Here is a 17,888-nt window from a genome sequence, read left to right as displayed (position 1 = left end):
GCTCGCGGTCTCCTGCGGAGACACGACGCGGAGTGAATGCGTAAAACCCAGTGCTGCGGCGCCGCTGCGCGGCGCCAAGCTGGCTGTCGGAGGGGCAGTCACCTTCGGTGTCTGCGGGGTGGTGGGGTGGATTGAGGGGTGCGGGTTTGGGGGTGGGGGGGGTGGTGTATGGTTTCTCGCCCGCCTGCGGCGGGTGATGGTGCAGTAAGTTGGTTGTTTCTGTGGGTGGTTGATGGGGTGTTGGGTGTGGGGGTCGGGGTGCGGCCCCTGCGGGGCCGGCTGTGCGGATGCTGTTCTTTCTCGGTTTCCTGCCGGGGCTGTCGGGGCGCGCCGGATGGTGTGTCTGTGGCTTCGGCGGGCTCTGGAGAGATACCACTCTCAGTGATGATGTGAGGGTCAGGGATGGAAGAGTGGTCTAGACCGTAATGGGGCGAGAGGGCGGCCCGGACAGGAGTGACACCCGTACCACGCTCATGGGAAACCCCGAAACCGCACCGGCCACCAACCACCCGACCCACACGGCCATATGACGAAAACGCAAAACCCGGACAGCACACGGCTCCTGGCATGCCATCAACACCCCATGCAGAAAACGCATAAGGCGAACCACCACGCACCCCCACGCCCACCGGCCCGGGCGCAGCACCCAGCCACGGCCGCTACAGACACAGAATCCCTGCTCTCCGGGAACAGGGCACAGCAGCACGCGGACGGGTGCCGGGCGCGAGGGTGGCCTGCTCGCCCGGTAACGCAGCTCGCTTCAGTGCGAGGGCCTTGGTGGATCCACCCACACAACCTCTCAGCCCACCCATCCACCTGGGATAACAGCCTGAGGACCTCACAGGACTCCTACTCACCACAAGACAGAGCATCCTCTGGCGCAGGCCCCCACAAGCTGCCCAGCAGGCTGGGGCACCAGGCAGCGGTGCGCACGGCGGCGTCGAGGGGGCGCTATCGCCCGACGGCCGGACAGCCCTGCCGTCGGGGCCGCAGCCGCCACCCGGGCACGGAGACCGCTGGAGCGGGAGCCTGCGGCTCTCACGGCCCGCACCGGGCATGGCGCGCAGTCACACCGGCGCAACAACCTCAGCCCGGGAGCCACCCCGCGTATATAGAAAACGCATACCGCATACGCGATCCGTCTCGTATGTAGAAACCGCATCACCCACCCAAAAACATGCAGGACCTCGGGGGCGACAGCACCTCGGAAGGCCCGGCGCGGCGACTGTCATCCAGCCGAACACAGCCACTGCCCATAACCGACCGTCTCGAGGTGGGATGGAGACAGCCGTCGAACCACTGAATCTCGGACGAACCGGCCGTCTCCCTCGCTCCCCGCCTGGCGAGGAGGTGTTGGGGCGTGGCCGGCTGCGGCAGGCGCAGGCGACAGTGTTCAGCAAAGTCGGCCAGAGGCGGCAGGATGCGGGGCCAGCCGGGCAGGAGGAGGCCGTCGCCGTTTGGGGAGCAGCGGAGCAAGTGGTGCCGAGGCCGGTAGGAAAGGGTGGGCCCAGGCTGGGACGATGCACATGCGGCAGTCGGCCGCGAAGCCATGGCGGCGGGCGGGCGTAGCTGTCGTGGAGGGTGAGGGTGGAAGCGGTGGCGTCGAAGTGGTCGCAGTGGACGGTGTACAACCGGGAGACGATAGGCGCCGGTGAAGACGGCGACGGCGAGGGCAGCGGCCAGCCAGGGGTGAGACGGTGCGGGCAGCCAGACGATGGGCGGGGCGCAGTGGCGGGCAGAAAGCCCCGGCGGAAGACGAGAGGGGCCACAGTGACCCACGGCCCTCCGCGACACGGTGCGGCGGCACAGTCTGAGGACTGGCCGGGGCCAACAGGTCACTCGCAGCAGCGGTCATGGGATGACGGGCCGGGAAGAAGGCTTTTGCGCTCACGCCGACCTCACAGCGCGGGTACAGGGGCTCGGGCAGGTCAAGAGCCAGCGACTGGGCGGGTAGCGGGCGGAAGCACGGACCCCCACACGCCCCCAGTCGCATGCGGGAAACGCATACGGAGCCTGTATGTAGAACCCGCATACGACATACCGGGGTCATCCCTCACGGTCAGGGACCAGTCTTGCCGACCTCGGAACGCTTCTCCCGAAAGGAGACCATCCCCACGCGCACGGGGAACAGGCGTCGAGGCGGCCACGCACGGAATCCACGTGGGGGCCATCCCCGCAACCGCGGGTCGAACAGTTCCACTGCCCGTACATGCCGGCGTCTGTCCCGGGACCATCCCCGCGCAAGCGGGGAGCAGTTCCAGTCGGCGACCTCCCGTTCGGTGATGTCGGGACCATCCCCGCAGGTGCGAGGAGCAGATGGTGCGTGGTCTCTCTCAAGATCGGGCAGCAGGTCTGGCGCGTCGCGATGGAGAACGATTGCGTTTCGGGGCCCTTGGAAGTCAGGAATCCGTCTCCGTGCGGATTGCCGACACAAGGCCCGCCGGGAAGCACCACGACGGGTTCGCCGGTCGGCAGGAACGGGGCTTCTCATGACTCGGGTTCCAGGGCATAGCGCCCCATGTGGATCGTGGCCGGGACTCGGTGATAGCCGTCGGGTCCGATTCGCCCGTCGAATCCTGGCCTGACCAGGGTTTTGGACAGCTGCACAATCCTGGTCAGAGGGCGAGCACGGGCGGGGATCTGGCCGCAAGTTTGGCGGCGGTGGTGAAGTAGACGCGGTGGCCGGTGTCGACCGCGGCCCGACCGAGGGCGATGGGCAACACGGTCTTGCCGGCGCTGGGAGGTCTGGCAAACAGGGCCTTGGAGGAGGCTGAGGGTGGCCGGGGTCAGACGGCGGGCCGGGAGACGAAGACCCGTTCCAGCAGGGTGTACAGGCAGTCCCTGTCCTGGTCGTCGAGTCTGTCCAGGCCCTCCTGTGTGGTGCGCATCTTCGCGCGGATCGCGTCGGTGATGCGTGCGCCCTCGGCCGTGAGGGTGACGTTCTTGACGCGCCGGTCGGAGGCGTCGGCCTCGCGTCGCACCAGGCCTCGCTGCTCCAGTCGGTCGATGATCCCGGTCATGTTGGAAGCGTCGCAGGCCATGGTCTCGGCCAGGGTGCGCATCGCGGCGGGTCCCCGGCGCAGCACGGTGAGTGCCTTGCCCTGGCTCGCCGTGAGGTTCTCACTCGCCGCCGCGACGGTGAAATCGCCGTAGTAGACGCCGAGCGACACGGAGAGCAGCTCCATGAGCCGGGCCGTGTCGACGCGGGGGCCTTCTGTCATGGAGGCCACACTACCCAGAAATACTTGACCATCTCAAGCGTTTGGCTCTACCGTCCCCTCGTTGCATGAAGTTCTCAAGCATCAAGGTTGTCAAGTAGTCGCCATGAGGAGCGTCCCTGTGACCGTCACCGCGTCCCCCACCTCCCGCGCGGCCGAGATCCTGTCCCGGCCCGTCACGCTGAACGGCCTGACCGTCCCGAACCGCATCGCGATGGCGCCCATGACGCGTATGTTCTCCCCCGGCGGAGTCCCCGGCGAGGACGTGCGGTCGTACTACGCCCGCCGCGCCGCCGCCGGCGTGGGCCTGATCGTCACCGAGGGGACCTACGTCGGCCACGAGTCGGCCGGGCAGAGCGACCGTGTGCCGCGCTTCCACGGCGAGGAGCAGCTCGCGGGATGGGCGAAGGTCGCCGAGGCCGTGCACGCGACGGGCGGCACGATCGTGCCGCAGCTGTGGCACATCGGCATGGTGCGCGAGCAGGGCCAGGCTCCCTACCCCGATGCCCCGGCGATGGGCCCCTCCGGCATCCGCCCCGACGGCACCGAGGGCACGGGCAAGACCATGACCCAGAGCGACCTGGACGACGTCATCAGTGCCTTCGCCGAGGCCGCCGCGGCCGCCGAGCGCATCGGATTCGACGGCGTCGAACTGCACGGCGCCCACGGCTACCTCCTCGACCAGTTCCTGTGGGCTGGGACGAACCGCCGTACCGACGCCTATGGCGGCGACCCTGTGGCCCGTACGAAGTTCGCGGCCGAGATCGTGACCGCGGTCCGCGAGACCGTCTCGCCCGGCTTCCCGGTGATCTTCCGCTTCTCGCAGTGGAAGCAGGACGCCTACGACGCGCGGCTCGCCGAAACCCCCGAGGAGCTGGAGGCGATCCTGACCCCGCTCACCGCCGCCGGCGTCGACGTATTCCACGCCTCCACCCGCCGCCACTGGACACCCGAGTTCGAAGGCTCGGAGTTGAACCTGGCGGGCTGGACCAAGAAGCTCACCGGCAGGCCCACCATCACCGTCGGCTCGGTCGGCCTCGACGGCGACTTCATCCACGCCTTCGCGGGCGAGGGCGCCCCGGTCCAGGGCATCGACGACCTCCTCGACCGCCTGGAGCGCGACGAGTTCGACATGGTCGCCGTCGGCCGCGCGCTGCTCCAGGACCCGCAATGGGCGGCGAAGGTCCTGACGGGACGGACCGACGAGCTGAAGCCGTACAACGCGGCCGCGGTCAAGACACTGAGCTAGCCTCGAACTCTCGTGACGGTTCGCCGCCTCTCCCAGCGAACCGTCTCGCGTTCTGGCCGGGCGACGAACGGCCCGCCGCCCGGCTACCCGACGGTTACGGGGAACAACCCGCAATCATCAGCTACACGGGCTTCTCCAACCGACAGCCCCCCGGGCAGGAGCAGGGGAGCAGCCCGTCCGCGTCGGCCCCGGAAGCCTACGACGAAAACCATCCCCGCGGACGCCGGAGCAGGCTTCCGTATCTCCTCCCCATCGAGGCCTTCGGGACCATTCCCGCAGGCGCAGGGAACAGGGCTACGAACCCACCCGGGAGCCCGACGGGCGGAGGCCATCCCCGCAGGCGCGGGGAACAGGTGAACCGCGCAGGCCTTGGCGCAATGAACGCAGGGCCGTCCGCCCGCGGCAACAGAGGCTCTATTCGCTCCCACGCCGCCTCCGTCAGCTCACCTCGACCTGCCACAAGATCAGTGATCAGACCGGCTATAGAGTCCCGCCTGTGGCGAATCATCAGGACGAGACCAGGGCGGCCTACGACGGAGTCGTCGAGCTGTACGCATCGCTGTTCGCGGACCGGCTGGAGACACAACCGTTCGCCCGGGCCATGATCGGCACCTTCGCCGAACTGGTGCGCGCGACGGGCAACCTGCGGGCAGCTGACGTCGGGTGCGGGCCCGGACATCTGACGGCCATGCTGCACGAACTGGGCCTGAACGCCTTCGGGCTCGACCTCTCCCCCGGCATGGTCGACCACGCCCGGCGGGCCCATCCGACACTGCGCTTCCAGGAGGCGCGGATGGAGGCCCTGCCGATCGAGGACGGCGCACTCGGCGGCGTACTGGCCCACTACTCGATGATCCACACCCCTCCGGGAGAACTCCCGGAACTGCTCGCCGAGCAAGAACGCGTCCTGACGCCGGGTGGTCTGCTCCTGGTCTCCTTCTTCGGGACCGACGGACCGGAGCCGGTCCGGTTCGACCACAAGGTGACACCTGCCTACAGCTGGCCGGCGGACCGCCTCGCCGACCTACTGACCGATGCCGGACTCGTTCCCTTCGCCCGGCTGCTCCACGATCCAGCCTCCGAACGGGGCTTCCTCGACGCCCACCTGCTGGCCCGCCGCCCGTAGGTCCTGCCCGGCAATGCCCGCCAAGTGGTCGACACGCCGCCGGGCCCGGCGGGCGCTCGCCGATCCGACGCGGATTGCCAGACAGGTCCCAGTGCCGCATCAGGCAACGTTCGCCCTGTTCATGTCTGGCGGTGTCAGCTCGTGCCGAGTGGCTCGGATTCCTCAGTGTCGAGCTGGTGGTCGGCCCAGATGTAGCTTTCGGGAAGCAGATCGGTGATGGAGACGGTCCGAAGCCGCTCACCTGCCCCGACGATGACGTGCAGGGCCGGGAAGTAGTCGAGGAGGACCTGACGGCACCGTCCGCACGGGGGAACGACCCCTCGGTCGCGGTCGCCCACGGCGACGATCGTGTCCAGCTCATAGACGCCCTGGGCGGCCGCCGTACCGAGGAGAACCAGCTCTGCACAGGGGCCGCCGGTGAAATGGTAGGCGTTCACTGCCGTGACGATCCGGCCGTCCTGAGCACGGGCTGCGGCCGCCATGGTGTGGTTGTCACCCCGACAGCGAGTGCGGGCGATGTGGGCCGCGGCCTCGACGAGCTCGTGGTCTACCTGTGGGGTCTGCGTGGTCATCTTCCCTGCCATCGTGAGGTGCCGTGAGGTGTCAGGCGACGTTGACCCGCGCGACGACGGTCCGCAAGCGAATATCGACCGTGCGCTTGTTCCACCAGATGATGCAGCGGCGGATCATGCCACCCCGCTCTTTGTGATCGGCGTGGTCGGCGCCGTCCAGGGTGAAGCAGCACAGCGCGGCGAACGGGGCCTCGATGCGGTTCAGCCAGGAGCAGCCGGTAGGGGCGTAGGCGATCTCGACGTCGTTCGCTGCCGCCCAGGTGCCGACCCGCCGGCAATTCTTCCTGGCCAGCGGTGGCGAGCAGAGCGTTGCCAGCCGCCTCCAGGTGCCGGTGCAACGCCGACACGTTCCCGCCCGCTTGCACCAGCGCACACTCACCCCGCCAGCCTGAACGGTCGCCCGCACATGGGCCGCAGTCAGCGCACCGGGCACATCGAGCTCCAGCAGCCGTGCCACCAGCCCCGGCCTGGACACCCCCACCCCACCCTCACACCTCTTGCCGCGGGCACCGATACCGCCACGGTGCAGCCGCGCACCCCTCGGAAGGATCAGAAGTGCCGTTCCCAAGACAGCAGAGCACAGCGGGATGTACCACCCCACGACAGCTGTACCCAGGGCAGATACCGCCCCACGACAGCAAGCCACACCCTCACTCAACGCCCGAACAGCGAAAACACCCCGATCCGACGTACCGTCACTGAGCCTCTTTCATCCTGTGCTGAAGGGTGAAATGGGCTGGTCAGCGCGTGTGACGAGGCAGGGCCCCTCGTCGTTGGCGTGGTGATTCCACTCATCACACCGGCGACCGAAGGGGCCCTGAAGGTTTCCGTATCCTGCCACGCTCGACGTCCCGTACGAGCTGGTTGAGCATGTTGCCTGGCTGCTGTACGAGCACCACCGGGCCCGCAACACCCGCTGGCGTAAGCTCGGCTGCTTCCAGCAGGCGCTGATCACGCTGGTCCATCTGCGGAAGAACGAGACGTTCTCGCAGCTCGGATCCGGTTTCGGGATATCCCAGGCCACTGCCTGGCGGTACGTCGACGAGGCCCTGGAGGTCCTGGCTTCCTGGGCGCCCGGCCTTCATGAAGCCCTCACCGGCCTCGGCGAGGGCGACCATGTCATCGTCGACGGCACCCTGGTCCCGATCGACCGGATCCGCGTGGACGAGCCGTATTACTCGATGAAGCACCGCAAGCACGGGATGAACGTGCAGGTCATCGCCCGGCCCGACAGCACACCGCTGTGGTTCTCCCGCGCGACGCCGGGCCGCACCCACGACCTGACCGCGGCCCGCGCCCACCGCCGTCGTCCAGGCCTGTCTCACCCTGCAGATCCTCGTCCTCGCGGACCGTGCCTACCAGGGCGCCGGCGCCACGTTCCGCACCCCGTACTACCACCACCGCGAACAACCCGAGCACTACCAGCGGTTCAACCGAGACCACGCCAGACTGAGGGCCCCGGGAGAACGCGCCTTCGCGCAGCTGAAGTCCTGGCGACTGCTCCGCCGGGCGCGATGCTCCACCCGCCGCATCGGAACCATCGTCCAGGCCGTCCACACATTGCTGACCTGCGGCTATTCAGGATGAAAGAGGCTCACTGGGTCGCCGACATGCCCGTGTTGGAAAAGCTCGACCTGCGCTGGAACACCTGCGAGCCCTCCCCTCCGCTGCTGACCGAACTGGAGCGGCGAGGGTGCGTCGTCCTTCTGTAGACCGACGACAGCCGCAGGCCGAACACGATCCAGACATCGTCACGTGGCCCCACGGCTGGCGGTCACAACACCGCCGCGAGACCGTTCAACCGCAGGCGGGTGGCGCCGCGCAGGTGGGGAAGGTCGTGCTCGGGTTCCGCGGACCGGGTCAGGAAGGCAGCCTGCTCGGTCCAACGCAGGTGAGTGCCGTCGGCTTCCGGTTCCAGTTCGACGGTCACCAGCGAGCTCCAGCGCGGGACGCCGTCCACGTGAGAGGTGTATGCGTAGACGATCCTCGAACCCGGCACGATGTCGAGATACCGGGACGCGTACGCGAGCCGCTCCGGCGCGGCGTCCGGCACCGTGAAGACACTCGTCGCGGACTCGCCTCCGTTCACCGTGAAGTCGTGGTCGTACGACACCTGCCTGCCTGGCAGCTTGAACCACCGGCGTCGCCTCGGCGTGTCGGCGAATGCCTCGAAGACCGAGCCGGGGGGTGCGGCCAGGTGGAGTTCGATCGTGAACGTGTCGTGTGCAACGGCATCCTTGCAGGCCATGGTTTCCCTCATGTGACATCGCGGCGGATCGGGCAGGCGCCCAGGGATGATCCGTATGTAACGTGGGCGCGGCCGCCGCGTTCAAGGGCCCGCGCTCACGCACTTTCATGTCAGCTACGCACGGGAAGGGAACAGAAGGATGAGGGCTGCGCTGCGTTCCCAGCTGGTGACCGACGGGGTTGCTCCGGAGTGCGCGACGACCATCGAACTCGTACGTGACGTGCTCGGCCGGGTCGGCGACAAGTGGACCGTCCTGGTCATCACCGCGCTCGCGGAGGAACCGCTGCGCTTCACGGCCCTGCACGAGCGGATCGCCGGCGTCTCCCAGCGCATGCTGAGCCAGACGCTCCGCCCACTCACGCGCGACGGCCTCGTCACGCGCACTGCGTACGCCGAGGTACCGCCTCGGGTCGAGTACGCGCTGACCCCGCTGGGCCGATCGCTCGGCGACGCCGTCACGCACGTCGTGCGCTGGGTCCAGGACCACCAAGTAGAGATCGCCCGCAACCGCGACGGCTTCGACGGCGCTGCAACCGATCCGAAGTGAGCAGCGCCTGCCACCACCGCGCCGCCGCGACCGTCGGGGACGCGGCGGCAGGCGTCACCACGCTCCTTGGTCCCCGCGGCCGGGGCCACGCATCAGGCGGTCAACGGCCCCCGCAGGATCCGCCGCCCCGCCTCCTCGTCCCCGTTCCACACGAACGCCCCTCCGTCGAGAGGCGCCCGGCCCCACAGCATGAGCAGCAACGATTCGGCCGGCGCGGCGAGTTCGGCCACGGGGGCGCCGGGGCCGTAGTCCCAGCTGGCGCCGGTGTCCGTGGCGGTCAGGCGCAGAGCGGCCTCGGGCGACCGGGCGCGTCCCCGGTCGACCTGCCTCGGCGCCATCGTGTCGAAGACCTCGGCGACCCCTTCGCCGGCGAGTTCCGCGTCGAGCGGTCGCGGGATACCCACCGCGAGCTCGGCGTCCCAGCGGTGGACGAGCGCTTCCAGGCACCGGCGCCGCTGCCAGAAGCCAACGGTGTGCGGCGGGTGAAATGTCCACGCGGGTGTGCCCGGATCGGTGTCGAGCGCCTCGTACAGGTTCCGCGACGTGCCTTCGAACCACCGCACCAGGGCGGCGCGCTCACCTGGTGCGGCCGGCGCTTCGTAGTCGCCGCGGTTCTCGGTGACGGCGGCGGCCGCCCAGAGGTTCGAACCGCCCAAGTGCCCTGCGAGATCCAGCAGCGTCCAGTCGCCGCAGTGCACGACAGGGGCAGCCAGGTCGCCGTCGAGGCAGTCCCGGAAGGCGTCCAGCTCGCTGCGCAGGTGGCCAAGGAGCGATGAGGGTTCCATGCGGTGAACCTAGCGGATGTGGTGCGAGCGGCCCGCCACGGCTTCTGGTAGTGACTAGGCGGCGTGGTCATTTCGCAGGGCCTGGATGAGCCAGGGGTATACCGGGATCAGGTTCGGTACCACGTCCCAGCCGTTGACGATCCAAACCAGCCGCCAGTACCGGTCCACCCTGGGATCGTGCGCCTCTTCGAACTGCTGGGCCATCCAGTCCCGGAATTCCTTGTCAGGGACGCGCGCGAACACCTCGGCGAAGCGGTGTACAACGTCGCTGATGATGAGGGCGGCCCTGTCGTTGAGCGGGTCGATGCCCGACTCCATGGCCTCGGCCACCTTCTGACGAGTGAACGTCATCAGTTGCTCGCCGGCCTTGCTCTCGATGTCGAGCATGCGTCCGGCAGCCTGGTACATGGCCGTCCGGCGCATCCGGGCCTGGAAGTCCTCGTCGCTGACCAGCTCGACGAGTTCCACCCACGCGGCGACCTGCTCGCTGGACGGATCATCGGGGAGGTCGGGAGCGGCAGCGCGAACCATGGCCACTACGGCTGGGGCATCCACTGTGCCGAAGGTGCCATCAATGAAATCGTCGATCAAACGTCGGCGTTCTTCACCGGACAGCTGGGTGAGCCTGTGCATGAGCTTGGTCTCCTCGGGATCGGACCCGCGTGTGGCCACGACTCGCAGAACGCTCCGACGCAGTTGCAGCACGCGGATCTGGACGTCCATGGCGTCGGCGTGCGCCGCAGCGACTTCTGCCACCGAGAGCTCGCGGTCCAGTACCCGTTGAATCGTGGCCAGGTCCATGCCCAGTTCGCGCAGCGTGCGGAGGAGTTCCAGACGAAGCAAAGCATCGAGGTCGTAGAGCCGATACCCGGCGGGACTTCGGGTGGTTGGCGCTACCACCCCTGAATCGGAGTAGAACCGGATGGTCCTCACGGGCAAGCCGGTCCGCCGGGAGAGCTCCCCGATCGAGTAGAGGGTCGTAGCGTCCATGTCCCCAACTCTGCTGTCTCCAGTCACTGGAGACTCAAGGCTATTCCCAGCTGAGGCTCCGCTCCGGGGGACGCCGAGATGCTGCACAGGCCCTATCTGGTCTCCTTCGACCGCCAGGACGACGGGCACACACCTTCCAGGCACCGGGCGAGCGATGGCAGCGACATGTGCCACCGCTTGCGCCCTGGCCCAGGGCGCCGCCGAGTTCGCCCGCGTCCTCAGGCCCCCCGTTACCTTCTTCGTGGCTCCGCAATGGGGCCTCCGGCCTTCGGGTCCGGCATGACTTCCCCCCTTGTTGTTCATGATCCGGGGGGGGTGGTGCCACCGGGCCCGGAGGCATCGACGGACCGCTGATGAAGGGCTTGAGCATCGGCTTCACCTGAGCCGGAAGTGCTCTCCGTAACGTGGATGTGGCAGATCGGTGCCCAGGCAAGGCCGCACGAGAGCGTGAGGGAGGGGCCTGCACGTGATCGACACCAGCACCATCGACGTCTTCCTCGGACTGGACGTCGGCAAGAGCGAACACCACGCCACCGCCGTCACACCAACCGGGAAGAAAGCCTTCGACAAGCGCCTGCCCAACACCGAACCCAAGCTCCGGGAGATATTCGCGAAGCTCCAGGCCAAGCACGGAACGGTGCTGGTCGTGGTCGACTAGCCGGCCTCGATCGGAGCCCTGCCACTGGCCGTCGCGAGGGACATGGGCTGCCCGGTCGCCTACCTGCCCGGTCTGACGATGCGGCGGATCACCGACCTCTACCCGGGCGAAGCCAAGACCGACGCGAAGGACGCGTTCATCATCGCCGAAGCGGCCCGCGCGATACCCCACACGCTGCGGGCGATCGACGGCGAAGACGAGACGATCGCCGAGCTGGAGATGATCGTCGGGTTCGACGACGACCTGGCCGGCGAGGCCACCCGGGTCGCGAACCGGCTGCACGGCCTGCTCACCCAGATCCATCCCTCGCTGGAGCGCGTGCTGGGGCCGCGGTTGCAGCATCCGGCCGTTCTGGCCCTGCTGGAACGGTTCGGGTCTCCGGCCCAGATCCGCAAGGCGGGCCGTCGGCGGCTGGTCACGCCGCTGCGGCCGAAGGCGCCGCGGATGGCCGAGCAGCTGGTCGAGGACATATTCGACGCCCTGGACGAGCAGACCGTGACCGTTCCGGGGACCGAGGCGGCCGCGCTGATCGTCCCGAGCCTGGCCGCCTCCCTGGCCGCCGTCCTTGACCAGCGCAAGCTGCTGGCCGGACGGATCGAGGAACTCCTGGAGACCCACCCTCTGTCCAAGGTCCTGACGTCGATGCCGGGAGCCGGCGTCAGGACCGAAGCCCGGATCCTGATCGAGGTCGGCGACGGCAACGCCTTCCCGACCGCCGGCCACCTCGCCGCCTACGCCGGACTCGCCCCCGCCACCCGGAGCTCGGGCTCCTCGATCCGCGGCGAACAGCCCTCCAGGCGGGGAAACAAGCAGCTCAAACAGGCCTTCTTCCTCTCCGCGTTCGCCGCCCTGGGCGACCCGGCATCGCGGGCCTACTACGACAAGAAGATCGCCCGGGAAAAGCACCACACCCAGGCCCTGCTCTGCCTCGCCCGACGACGAGCCGACGTCCTGTTCGCGATGCTCCGCAACGGAACCTTCTACAAACCGCAGCCGTCGGCCGCGGTCACCTGACCTGCGGGTCTGCGAGGAGAACGACTCGGTCGGCCCCGACGTCGAAGCCGAGCACCGGATGGCCGGAGTCGCCTTCCGGGTCCATCAGCACCGGCTTGCCCAGCCGCCGCCCGATCTCCCGAAGGAAGCCGCAGAACACATCAAGTCGTTCCTGGCCCTGCAACTCCCGCAGATCGACGTCAAAGTCGACTTCATCGTTGGCATGGAAACGGAAGATCGCCAACACATCGGCAGCCGGCCAGACCCGCAGGTCCGGGCACTCGGCATCCGCCGGACGGGACAGCACGGCCTCCGCCCGAGGCGCTGGAAGCACCCTCTCTCCCTCGGAGTATTGGCACTTCCAGCCCTTCTCCACGACAAGATCGAGGACCGTCTGCCAGTCCTCCACCGAGACATCCGGGACACGCACGTCCGGCAACGACCCCATCAAGTCCGGGTCGAAGAAGCACTTCACGTCATCCCACAGCAGATCAGCCACCCCGCCATGCTGCCCCGGCTCACGACCCACCGCACCCCCGTTTCCCTTGACCAAAGACATAGGGGCCCCCGCAGCAGTTCCTGAGCGGGGGCCAGTGGGGCGGGGGCGGGGTCAGCCGGCCGGTGAGTCGCTGACCTTGCCCACCGGGCTGATCTCCAGCTTCCCGCTGTCCTCGCCGTCGGTGACGGGGAGCGTGCCCGCCGGCCACTTCAGGGTGACGTGCTTGGTCTCGTTCGGGGGCGTCACCACGATGTCGGTCGGCTGCACGCCAGAGCCGCCGCTGTTGTTGACCGGGAACGTGATGTTGAAGGCGGCGGTCTCGCCCTCCTTGAGGATCTGCGGCAGGGCCTGCTCGCCGTTGCGGGCCACGGAGAAGGTGTCGCCCAGGGACGTCTTCAGGTCGACACCCGCGAAGCCGCTGATGCGGCAGTTGCTGCCGCCGCTGTTCTTGAAGGAGACGGTGACGACGCCTTCCGTCTTGTCCGTGGTGTTGTCGGCGGCGGCGACCTCGAGCTCGTCGGTGCGGCAGATGTCGACCTTGCCGTCGCTGTTGTCACCGGTGCTGGTGTCGGCGCCCTGGTCGCTCCCGCCGGCGCTGGTGTCGGCGCTCTGGTCGCTCCCGCCGGTGCCGGTGTCGGCGCTCTGGTCCGCCTGGTCCGCCCCGCCGGCGCCGCCCGCCTTGTCCGCCGACGCGGTGGGGCTGGCCTGCGTGCTGCCCGACGCGTTGTCGTCGCCGTTGCAGGCGGTGAGCGAGAGTGCGGCCACGAGGCCGATGGCGGCGGCGACGGCCTTGCGGGTGTGCAGCATGATTCCCCCGGGATGCGGTGCGGTCTGGGTGATGCCGTGGTACGTACTTATTTGTACCGCGCAGTTAGTTACGAACCGTCAGCGACCATGTCCGCGTTCAGTCACAGATGGGGCCGCGCCCCGGCGGCTAGCCTCGATCTTTCATGACGGTCCGTCGGTTCTTCCGGCGGGCCGTTTCCGCTTGTCAGGCTGATGATAGGCGCGTCGATGGCCCGGCTGTCGCGTCGGGTGGGCGCCGGATTCTACGAATCCGGGGGCGTTCAGTTGCTCGTCGGGGTAGGTCGTTGTTGCGGGTCAGCCGTGATGCGGCAGTGCTTGCAGCCTGGTGAAGGCAGTGGTGATCACATCGGCCCAGGGCCAGTGGCGGGCAAGGCGGAGAATGGGTCGGCGTCCGGCGGTGACCAGGTGACCCGCGGCGGAGAACAGTCGCAGCCGCAGGCGTTTGGGTTCCCAGCGCCGGGCGGTGCCGGTCAGGGCGAGCAGCGGCATCCATGCGAGGAGGTCCAGGGCCAGTTGGACGATCTCCAGCCAGACCTGGTTCTGCGCGGTGTGGTGCAGGGGGAGGTTGCGCAGACCGGTGTCGCGGGCTGCACGGATCCGGTCCTCGGCGCGGGCGCGCTGGCGGTGCCGCAGCTCCAGGGCCGCGATCGCGGGTGCCGGTGGTGTTGGTGGCGAAGCAGGTCAGGCGCATCCCGTCGGCGTCGGTGAACCTCAACTGGGCGCTGGGGTGGGGCCGTTCCTTGCGGACGATCAGCCGCATCCCGGTCGGCCAGCCCTTGAGGACGTCGCCGGCCAGCTCGGCCACCCAGGCGCCGTGGCGGACCTGGCCGTCGGGCTCGACCGCCGCCGTCCAGGTCGAGGCGGGGACCTGGAGCACGGCGCGGTGGACGGCGTCGGTGATCGTCATCCCGACCGAGTAGGACAGCCACCGGCCGCGCGCCGTGAGCCAGTCGAGGAACTCGTGGGTGCCGCCGGCGGAGTCGGTGCGAATCAGGGTCCGTCGTCCGCGCCGGTGCTGCTTGGGCAACTGGGCCAGGGCCATCTTCGTGGTGGTGACGTGGTCGGCTGCGGTGTTGCTGCCGGCGTTGCCCGGTCGCAGCAGCCCGGCCACCGGCTCTCCGGACCCGGCAGCTCCGTGGTCGACGAATGCGACCAGGGGGTGGTGCCCGAAGGTTCGCTTCCAGGTCGCGGTGGCGTCCTGCTTCTCGGAGTGCGCCAGGACCAGCACCCCGTCGATGTCCACGATGATCTGTCCACCCACGTCGGGAGCGTTGATGCCGGCCAACTTCCATACCCGCTTGCGGACTTCGGCCCTGGCTCGGCGGATCGCCGTCAGCGCGCGGGGCCCGGCCGTGGCCAGGGTGCCAATGAGACGCGAGACTGTGGGGTCGGAGGCCACCGGCCCGAACACCTGTGGCTCGGCCCGCAGTACCGCCACGTCCGAGAGGCAGTCCCCGCCCAGCGCCACCGCCAGGGCGAGGTCCAGCAGCACCTTGCCCGGGTCGTGCACCGCCTGTGGCTTGCGCCACGGCGCCAGTGCCGCCGACATCGCCGTATCCAACCCCGCCTGGTGGACGGTCTTCACCAGCAGTACCCCACCGGCCTGCGAGACCACCCCGCTCCCGCCGACCTGAACGCGGAGATGGGGATACGACCCGATACGCTTGTTCACCTGGAGAGTGCTTCTTTCCTTGCAGCGGACAGGGCCCTAGAAAAGTCCCATCGTTGCAGGTCAGCAGCACTCTTCGCCTATCTGATCAAGGACTGGACGAGGCCGCTCGCAAGGCCCGGGGCTAACCGTTTTCCCGGCCCGGCAGGGGCGCGCCGTCCAGGAAGGCGTGATAGGTCGTAACGGCGCCCGGCTCGATTTCGGGGTTGGCGGGGCCGTAGCGGGTGTCGGTGCGGTCCCGCTTCGGCCCGGAGACCCAGAACTCCTCGTCGGTCTGCACGTCGTAGAAGTTCGCATCGAACATCCCCGGTGCCCTGCGCAGGGTCCTGCCGTGAAAGTACGCAGTACTCCAGGTCTTCGAGAAGTCCACCCACCCGATCCATGAAGGTCCGCGGTCGGTGTCGTAGCCAGTCTTCAACTGCACAAACATCAGACGTCGAGGCATACGCTCAGGGTCCTGCACAGGCCGCACCCGTGACCAGCCATTTTGCGGGCGCCTACAAGTCCCCGCACCGCCGACGGGGGTTCGGACATCGTTGCAGGTCAGCAGTACTCTTCGCCTATCTGATGAAGACCCGCACAAGCCCGCTCGTGAAAGCCCGAGGCTAGATGAACCTGACCGGCTGCGACTGCCGAAACTGAAGCGATGGCTGCCGCCCCGTGGGGCGGCAGCCATCGCTTCAGTTCGCTCCATAGACGACCAGGACCTCCACTCGGCAGCGCTGGGCGAGCAGGATTCGCCGGTGGTGGGGGTACCGAGGGTGATGAGCTGCGGCGCGGGCGCCGAGCAGCAACCTCCGTCGCCCGATGCTGGTGCAGCAGGTTTGTCGTAGAGGACGGCACCGCCGCAGACGCCGGTCCCGGGGAGAGCGAGTTCGACGCGGGCGGCCTCGTGCTCCCCCGCGAGGGCGGCGGCGACGGAGCGGACCCACCGCTCGGTGCCTGGCTGTGCATCCGTACCCTGCGGCCCGCCGGGGAAACGGTGGTCCACGGTGGTTCCCCTGCCAGGCTGGGCGGGCAGGGAGAGGCACCGTCAGTGGATGGTGATCTTGTCGAGGTTGGGGCCGCCGTCGCCGGTGGTGGAGATGGCGCGGATGGTGTTGGTTCCGGCCTTGAGTGTGATCGGGAGTGAGGTAGTCGTCCAGGTGTCCCAGTTCGCGGTGGGCGGGAAGGAGCGTCCGGTCGCGATCCGGGTGCCGTTGACAATGATGTCCATCGGCCTGTCCATGGTGGTGCCGTTGGCGTAGCGCAGGTCCAGGGTGGCGCCGACCGCGGTGCCGGACTGAATCGTCCACTCGGCGTAACTGCCCGCGATGTTGGCGAGGTTGACGAATCCAGTGCCGCTGTAGCCGGTGTGGTTGTTCTCGACGACGCCCTGCGAGATCCGGGCCTCCTCGGCCTGGTAGACGCCGGAGCCGCCGGAGACCAATTGGTAGCCGCGCATCCCGGTGGTCAGCAGGTAGCAGTCCTGGAGGGAGCCGGAGGTGTCCCCGAGCGATCGGTAGATGCCCCACTTGGGCCGCACCCGGTCGGCGAGGAACGTGTCGACGCCGTTCTTCGTGACATCGATGAGCGTGGTGCCGGCGCTGCGGAGGACCCAGCGGACCGATCCCGAGGCGCCGTCCCCCACCTTGATCTGGAAGTCCACGTCGACCCACCGGTCGTGCAGCGGGTCGAGGCTGGTGCTTCCCACCGAGACGCCGCTGACCGGGAGTTGGAGTTCGATGGTCTGTGCGGTGCCCACCCGGCGCAGCGACTGGACCACGATCGGCGAGGAACCGGTGCCTGGCTCCTTCATCTGCATGATGTGGGTGAAGGTGGTGGTCGCCTTCAGCGAGGACGGGATGTACATGGAGTAGGTGGTCCGCCAGGTCTCGCCGGGCAGCCACTGGAGGTAGGTGCCGCCGACCGGGGTACGCATGCCGGTGACCTCGTGGCGCTGTCGGTCGGTGGAGGTGTCGCGGTCGACCATGTGCATGTTCCAGCGGAAGTTGTCGTCCTCGACGCGGATGTGCGGGGCGCCGGCCGGGTGGGAGTCGGCGCGGTCGTCCTCGACGGTCTCGAAGGCGGCGAGGCCGTCGGCGGCGGCCGAGGGCGACCAGCGCTGCTGCCAGCTGGAGACGCTCAGGGTTGCGGCCGAGGCGCTGGTGCGGGGCAGCGCCGCGGTGGCGGCCGCGGTGAGGGCGGCGCCGAGGACGGTACGACGGGATGGCCTGTTCATGGGGGACTCCACGGGGGTCGGAGGAGAGGGCGGTGCGGCTCGCGCCGAGAGGCCGGCGGGTGCGGCGGTGCGGCTGACAGGACGGCCGGGGGCTCGACGCATCGGACATCGTCGCCCCGTCCGGGCCGGGCCGTCGGGTCCGCCGTGCCATGAGGCCGTGATCTTCGTGAGGACGTGCGCGGACCGGCTGATTCGCTCTGGTCGGGTCGTACGGGGCTGGTCGGCCCCCATGCCGGACGGCACCTGGTGTTCCCGCCCCGGGCAGGGAGTTCCGGGGCGGGAGTGTTCGATCGTCTGGTGGTGTCA

General features: G+C 68.7%; 14 protein-coding genes and 4 pseudogenes. 5 read left to right on the top strand and 13 right to left on the bottom strand.

Annotated elements, in window-relative coordinates; translation table 11 throughout:
• Positions 1-2,615: 2,615 nt before the first annotated feature.
• Both GGE06_RS41850 and GGE06_RS41845 read right to left on the bottom strand, forming a co-directional pair.
• Positions 2,616-2,756: an ATP-binding protein gene (locus tag GGE06_RS41850; protein WP_184933317.1), complete on the bottom strand. Its 141-nt coding sequence runs from the start codon at positions 2,754-2,756 to the stop codon at positions 2,616-2,618.
• Positions 2,757-2,786: 30 nt separating this feature from the next.
• A complete protein-coding gene (locus GGE06_RS41845) occupies positions 2,787-3,221 on the bottom strand; it encodes a MarR family winged helix-turn-helix transcriptional regulator (protein ID WP_246533099.1) in 435 nt (144 codons plus the stop codon).
• Between the two features lie 118 nt (positions 3,222-3,339).
• On the opposite strand from GGE06_RS41845, the gene GGE06_RS41840 reads away from it, so the two are divergent.
• Complete coding sequence (locus tag GGE06_RS41840; RefSeq protein ID WP_184933315.1) at positions 3,340-4,467, top strand: NADH:flavin oxidoreductase; 1,128 nt, start codon at positions 3,340-3,342, stop codon at positions 4,465-4,467.
• 496 nt (positions 4,468-4,963) lie between these two features.
• The gene (locus tag GGE06_RS41835) at positions 4,964-5,593 is read left to right on the top strand and encodes a class I SAM-dependent methyltransferase (protein WP_184933314.1); all 630 of its coding nucleotides are present in this window, start codon (positions 4,964-4,966) and stop codon (positions 5,591-5,593) included.
• 134 nt (positions 5,594-5,727) lie between these two features.
• On the opposite strand, the gene GGE06_RS41830 is transcribed toward GGE06_RS41835, so the two are convergent.
• A complete protein-coding gene (locus GGE06_RS41830) occupies positions 5,728-6,165 on the bottom strand; it encodes a cytidine deaminase family protein (protein WP_184933313.1) in 438 nt (145 codons plus the stop codon).
• A gap of 31 nt (positions 6,166-6,196) precedes the next feature.
• Positions 6,197-6,622 carry a hypothetical protein gene (locus GGE06_RS41825; protein ID WP_184933312.1) on the bottom strand — a complete coding sequence of 142 codons (426 nt, stop codon included), beginning with the start codon at positions 6,620-6,622 and terminating at the stop codon, positions 6,197-6,199.
• A gap of 321 nt (positions 6,623-6,943) precedes the next feature.
• Between GGE06_RS41825 and GGE06_RS41820 the strand changes: the two are divergent.
• Positions 6,944-7,752 (top strand): annotated as a pseudogene (locus tag GGE06_RS41820) (IS5 family transposase).
• 187 nt (positions 7,753-7,939) lie between these two features.
• Here GGE06_RS41820 and GGE06_RS41815 read toward each other — a convergent pair.
• A complete protein-coding gene (locus GGE06_RS41815) occupies positions 7,940-8,413 on the bottom strand; it encodes an SRPBCC domain-containing protein (protein ID WP_116165084.1) in 474 nt (157 codons plus the stop codon).
• Between the two features lie 139 nt (positions 8,414-8,552).
• On the opposite strand from GGE06_RS41815, the gene GGE06_RS41810 reads away from it, so the two are divergent.
• Positions 8,553-8,960: a winged helix-turn-helix transcriptional regulator gene (locus tag GGE06_RS41810; protein WP_184933311.1), complete on the top strand. Its 408-nt coding sequence runs from the start codon at positions 8,553-8,555 to the stop codon at positions 8,958-8,960.
• Positions 8,961-9,052: 92 nt separating this feature from the next.
• Here GGE06_RS41810 and GGE06_RS41805 read toward each other — a convergent pair whose 3' ends face one another.
• The gene (locus tag GGE06_RS41805; protein WP_184933310.1) at positions 9,053-9,745 is read right to left on the bottom strand and encodes a maleylpyruvate isomerase family mycothiol-dependent enzyme; all 693 of its coding nucleotides are present in this window, start codon (positions 9,743-9,745) and stop codon (positions 9,053-9,055) included.
• Positions 9,746-9,799: 54 nt separating this feature from the next.
• Positions 9,800-10,735, bottom strand: coding sequence for a MerR family transcriptional regulator (locus tag GGE06_RS41800; protein ID WP_184933309.1), 936 nt, complete (start codon positions 10,733-10,735; stop codon positions 9,800-9,802).
• A 466-nt stretch (positions 10,736-11,201) separates the two neighbouring features.
• Between GGE06_RS41800 and GGE06_RS41795 the strand changes: the two are divergent.
• Positions 11,202-12,407 (top strand): annotated as a pseudogene (locus GGE06_RS41795) (IS110 family RNA-guided transposase).
• Here the strand turns inward: GGE06_RS41795 and GGE06_RS41790 are convergent.
• The 6 genes and pseudogenes from GGE06_RS41790 to GGE06_RS41770 all read right to left on the bottom strand — a co-directional run.
• Positions 12,400-12,885: a hypothetical protein gene (locus tag GGE06_RS41790; RefSeq protein ID WP_184933308.1), complete on the bottom strand. Its 486-nt coding sequence runs from the start codon at positions 12,883-12,885 to the stop codon at positions 12,400-12,402. The pseudogene GGE06_RS41795 and the gene GGE06_RS41790 overlap by 8 nt on opposite strands.
• 111 nt (positions 12,886-12,996) lie before the next feature.
• Entirely contained in the window at positions 12,997-13,692 is a 696-nt protein-coding gene (locus GGE06_RS41785; protein ID WP_184933307.1) for a DUF4232 domain-containing protein, read from the bottom strand.
• A gap of 294 nt (positions 13,693-13,986) precedes the next feature.
• Positions 13,987-15,364 (bottom strand): annotated as a pseudogene (locus GGE06_RS41780) (IS1380 family transposase).
• A gap of 121 nt (positions 15,365-15,485) precedes the next feature.
• Entirely contained in the window at positions 15,486-15,731 is a 246-nt protein-coding gene (locus tag GGE06_RS41775; protein ID WP_312883495.1) for a hypothetical protein, read from the bottom strand.
• Between the two features lie 663 nt (positions 15,732-16,394).
• Complete coding sequence (locus GGE06_RS43300; RefSeq protein ID WP_246533100.1) at positions 16,395-16,805, bottom strand: carbohydrate-binding protein; 411 nt, start codon at positions 16,803-16,805, stop codon at positions 16,395-16,397.
• Positions 16,785-17,582, bottom strand: a pseudogene (locus GGE06_RS41770) (polysaccharide lyase family protein); the annotation flags it as partial. The pseudogene GGE06_RS41770 and the gene GGE06_RS43300, both read right to left, overlap by 21 nt.
• Positions 17,583-17,888: the final 306 nt, after the last annotated feature.

Source organism: Streptomyces nymphaeiformis, from assembly GCF_014203895.1.
In the GTDB taxonomy this organism is placed as follows: Bacteria; Actinomycetota; Actinomycetes; order Streptomycetales; family Streptomycetaceae; genus Streptomyces; species Streptomyces nymphaeiformis.
Note: the sequence above shows the minus strand (reverse complement) of the source record. Positions and strands in the feature narration are given on the sequence as shown.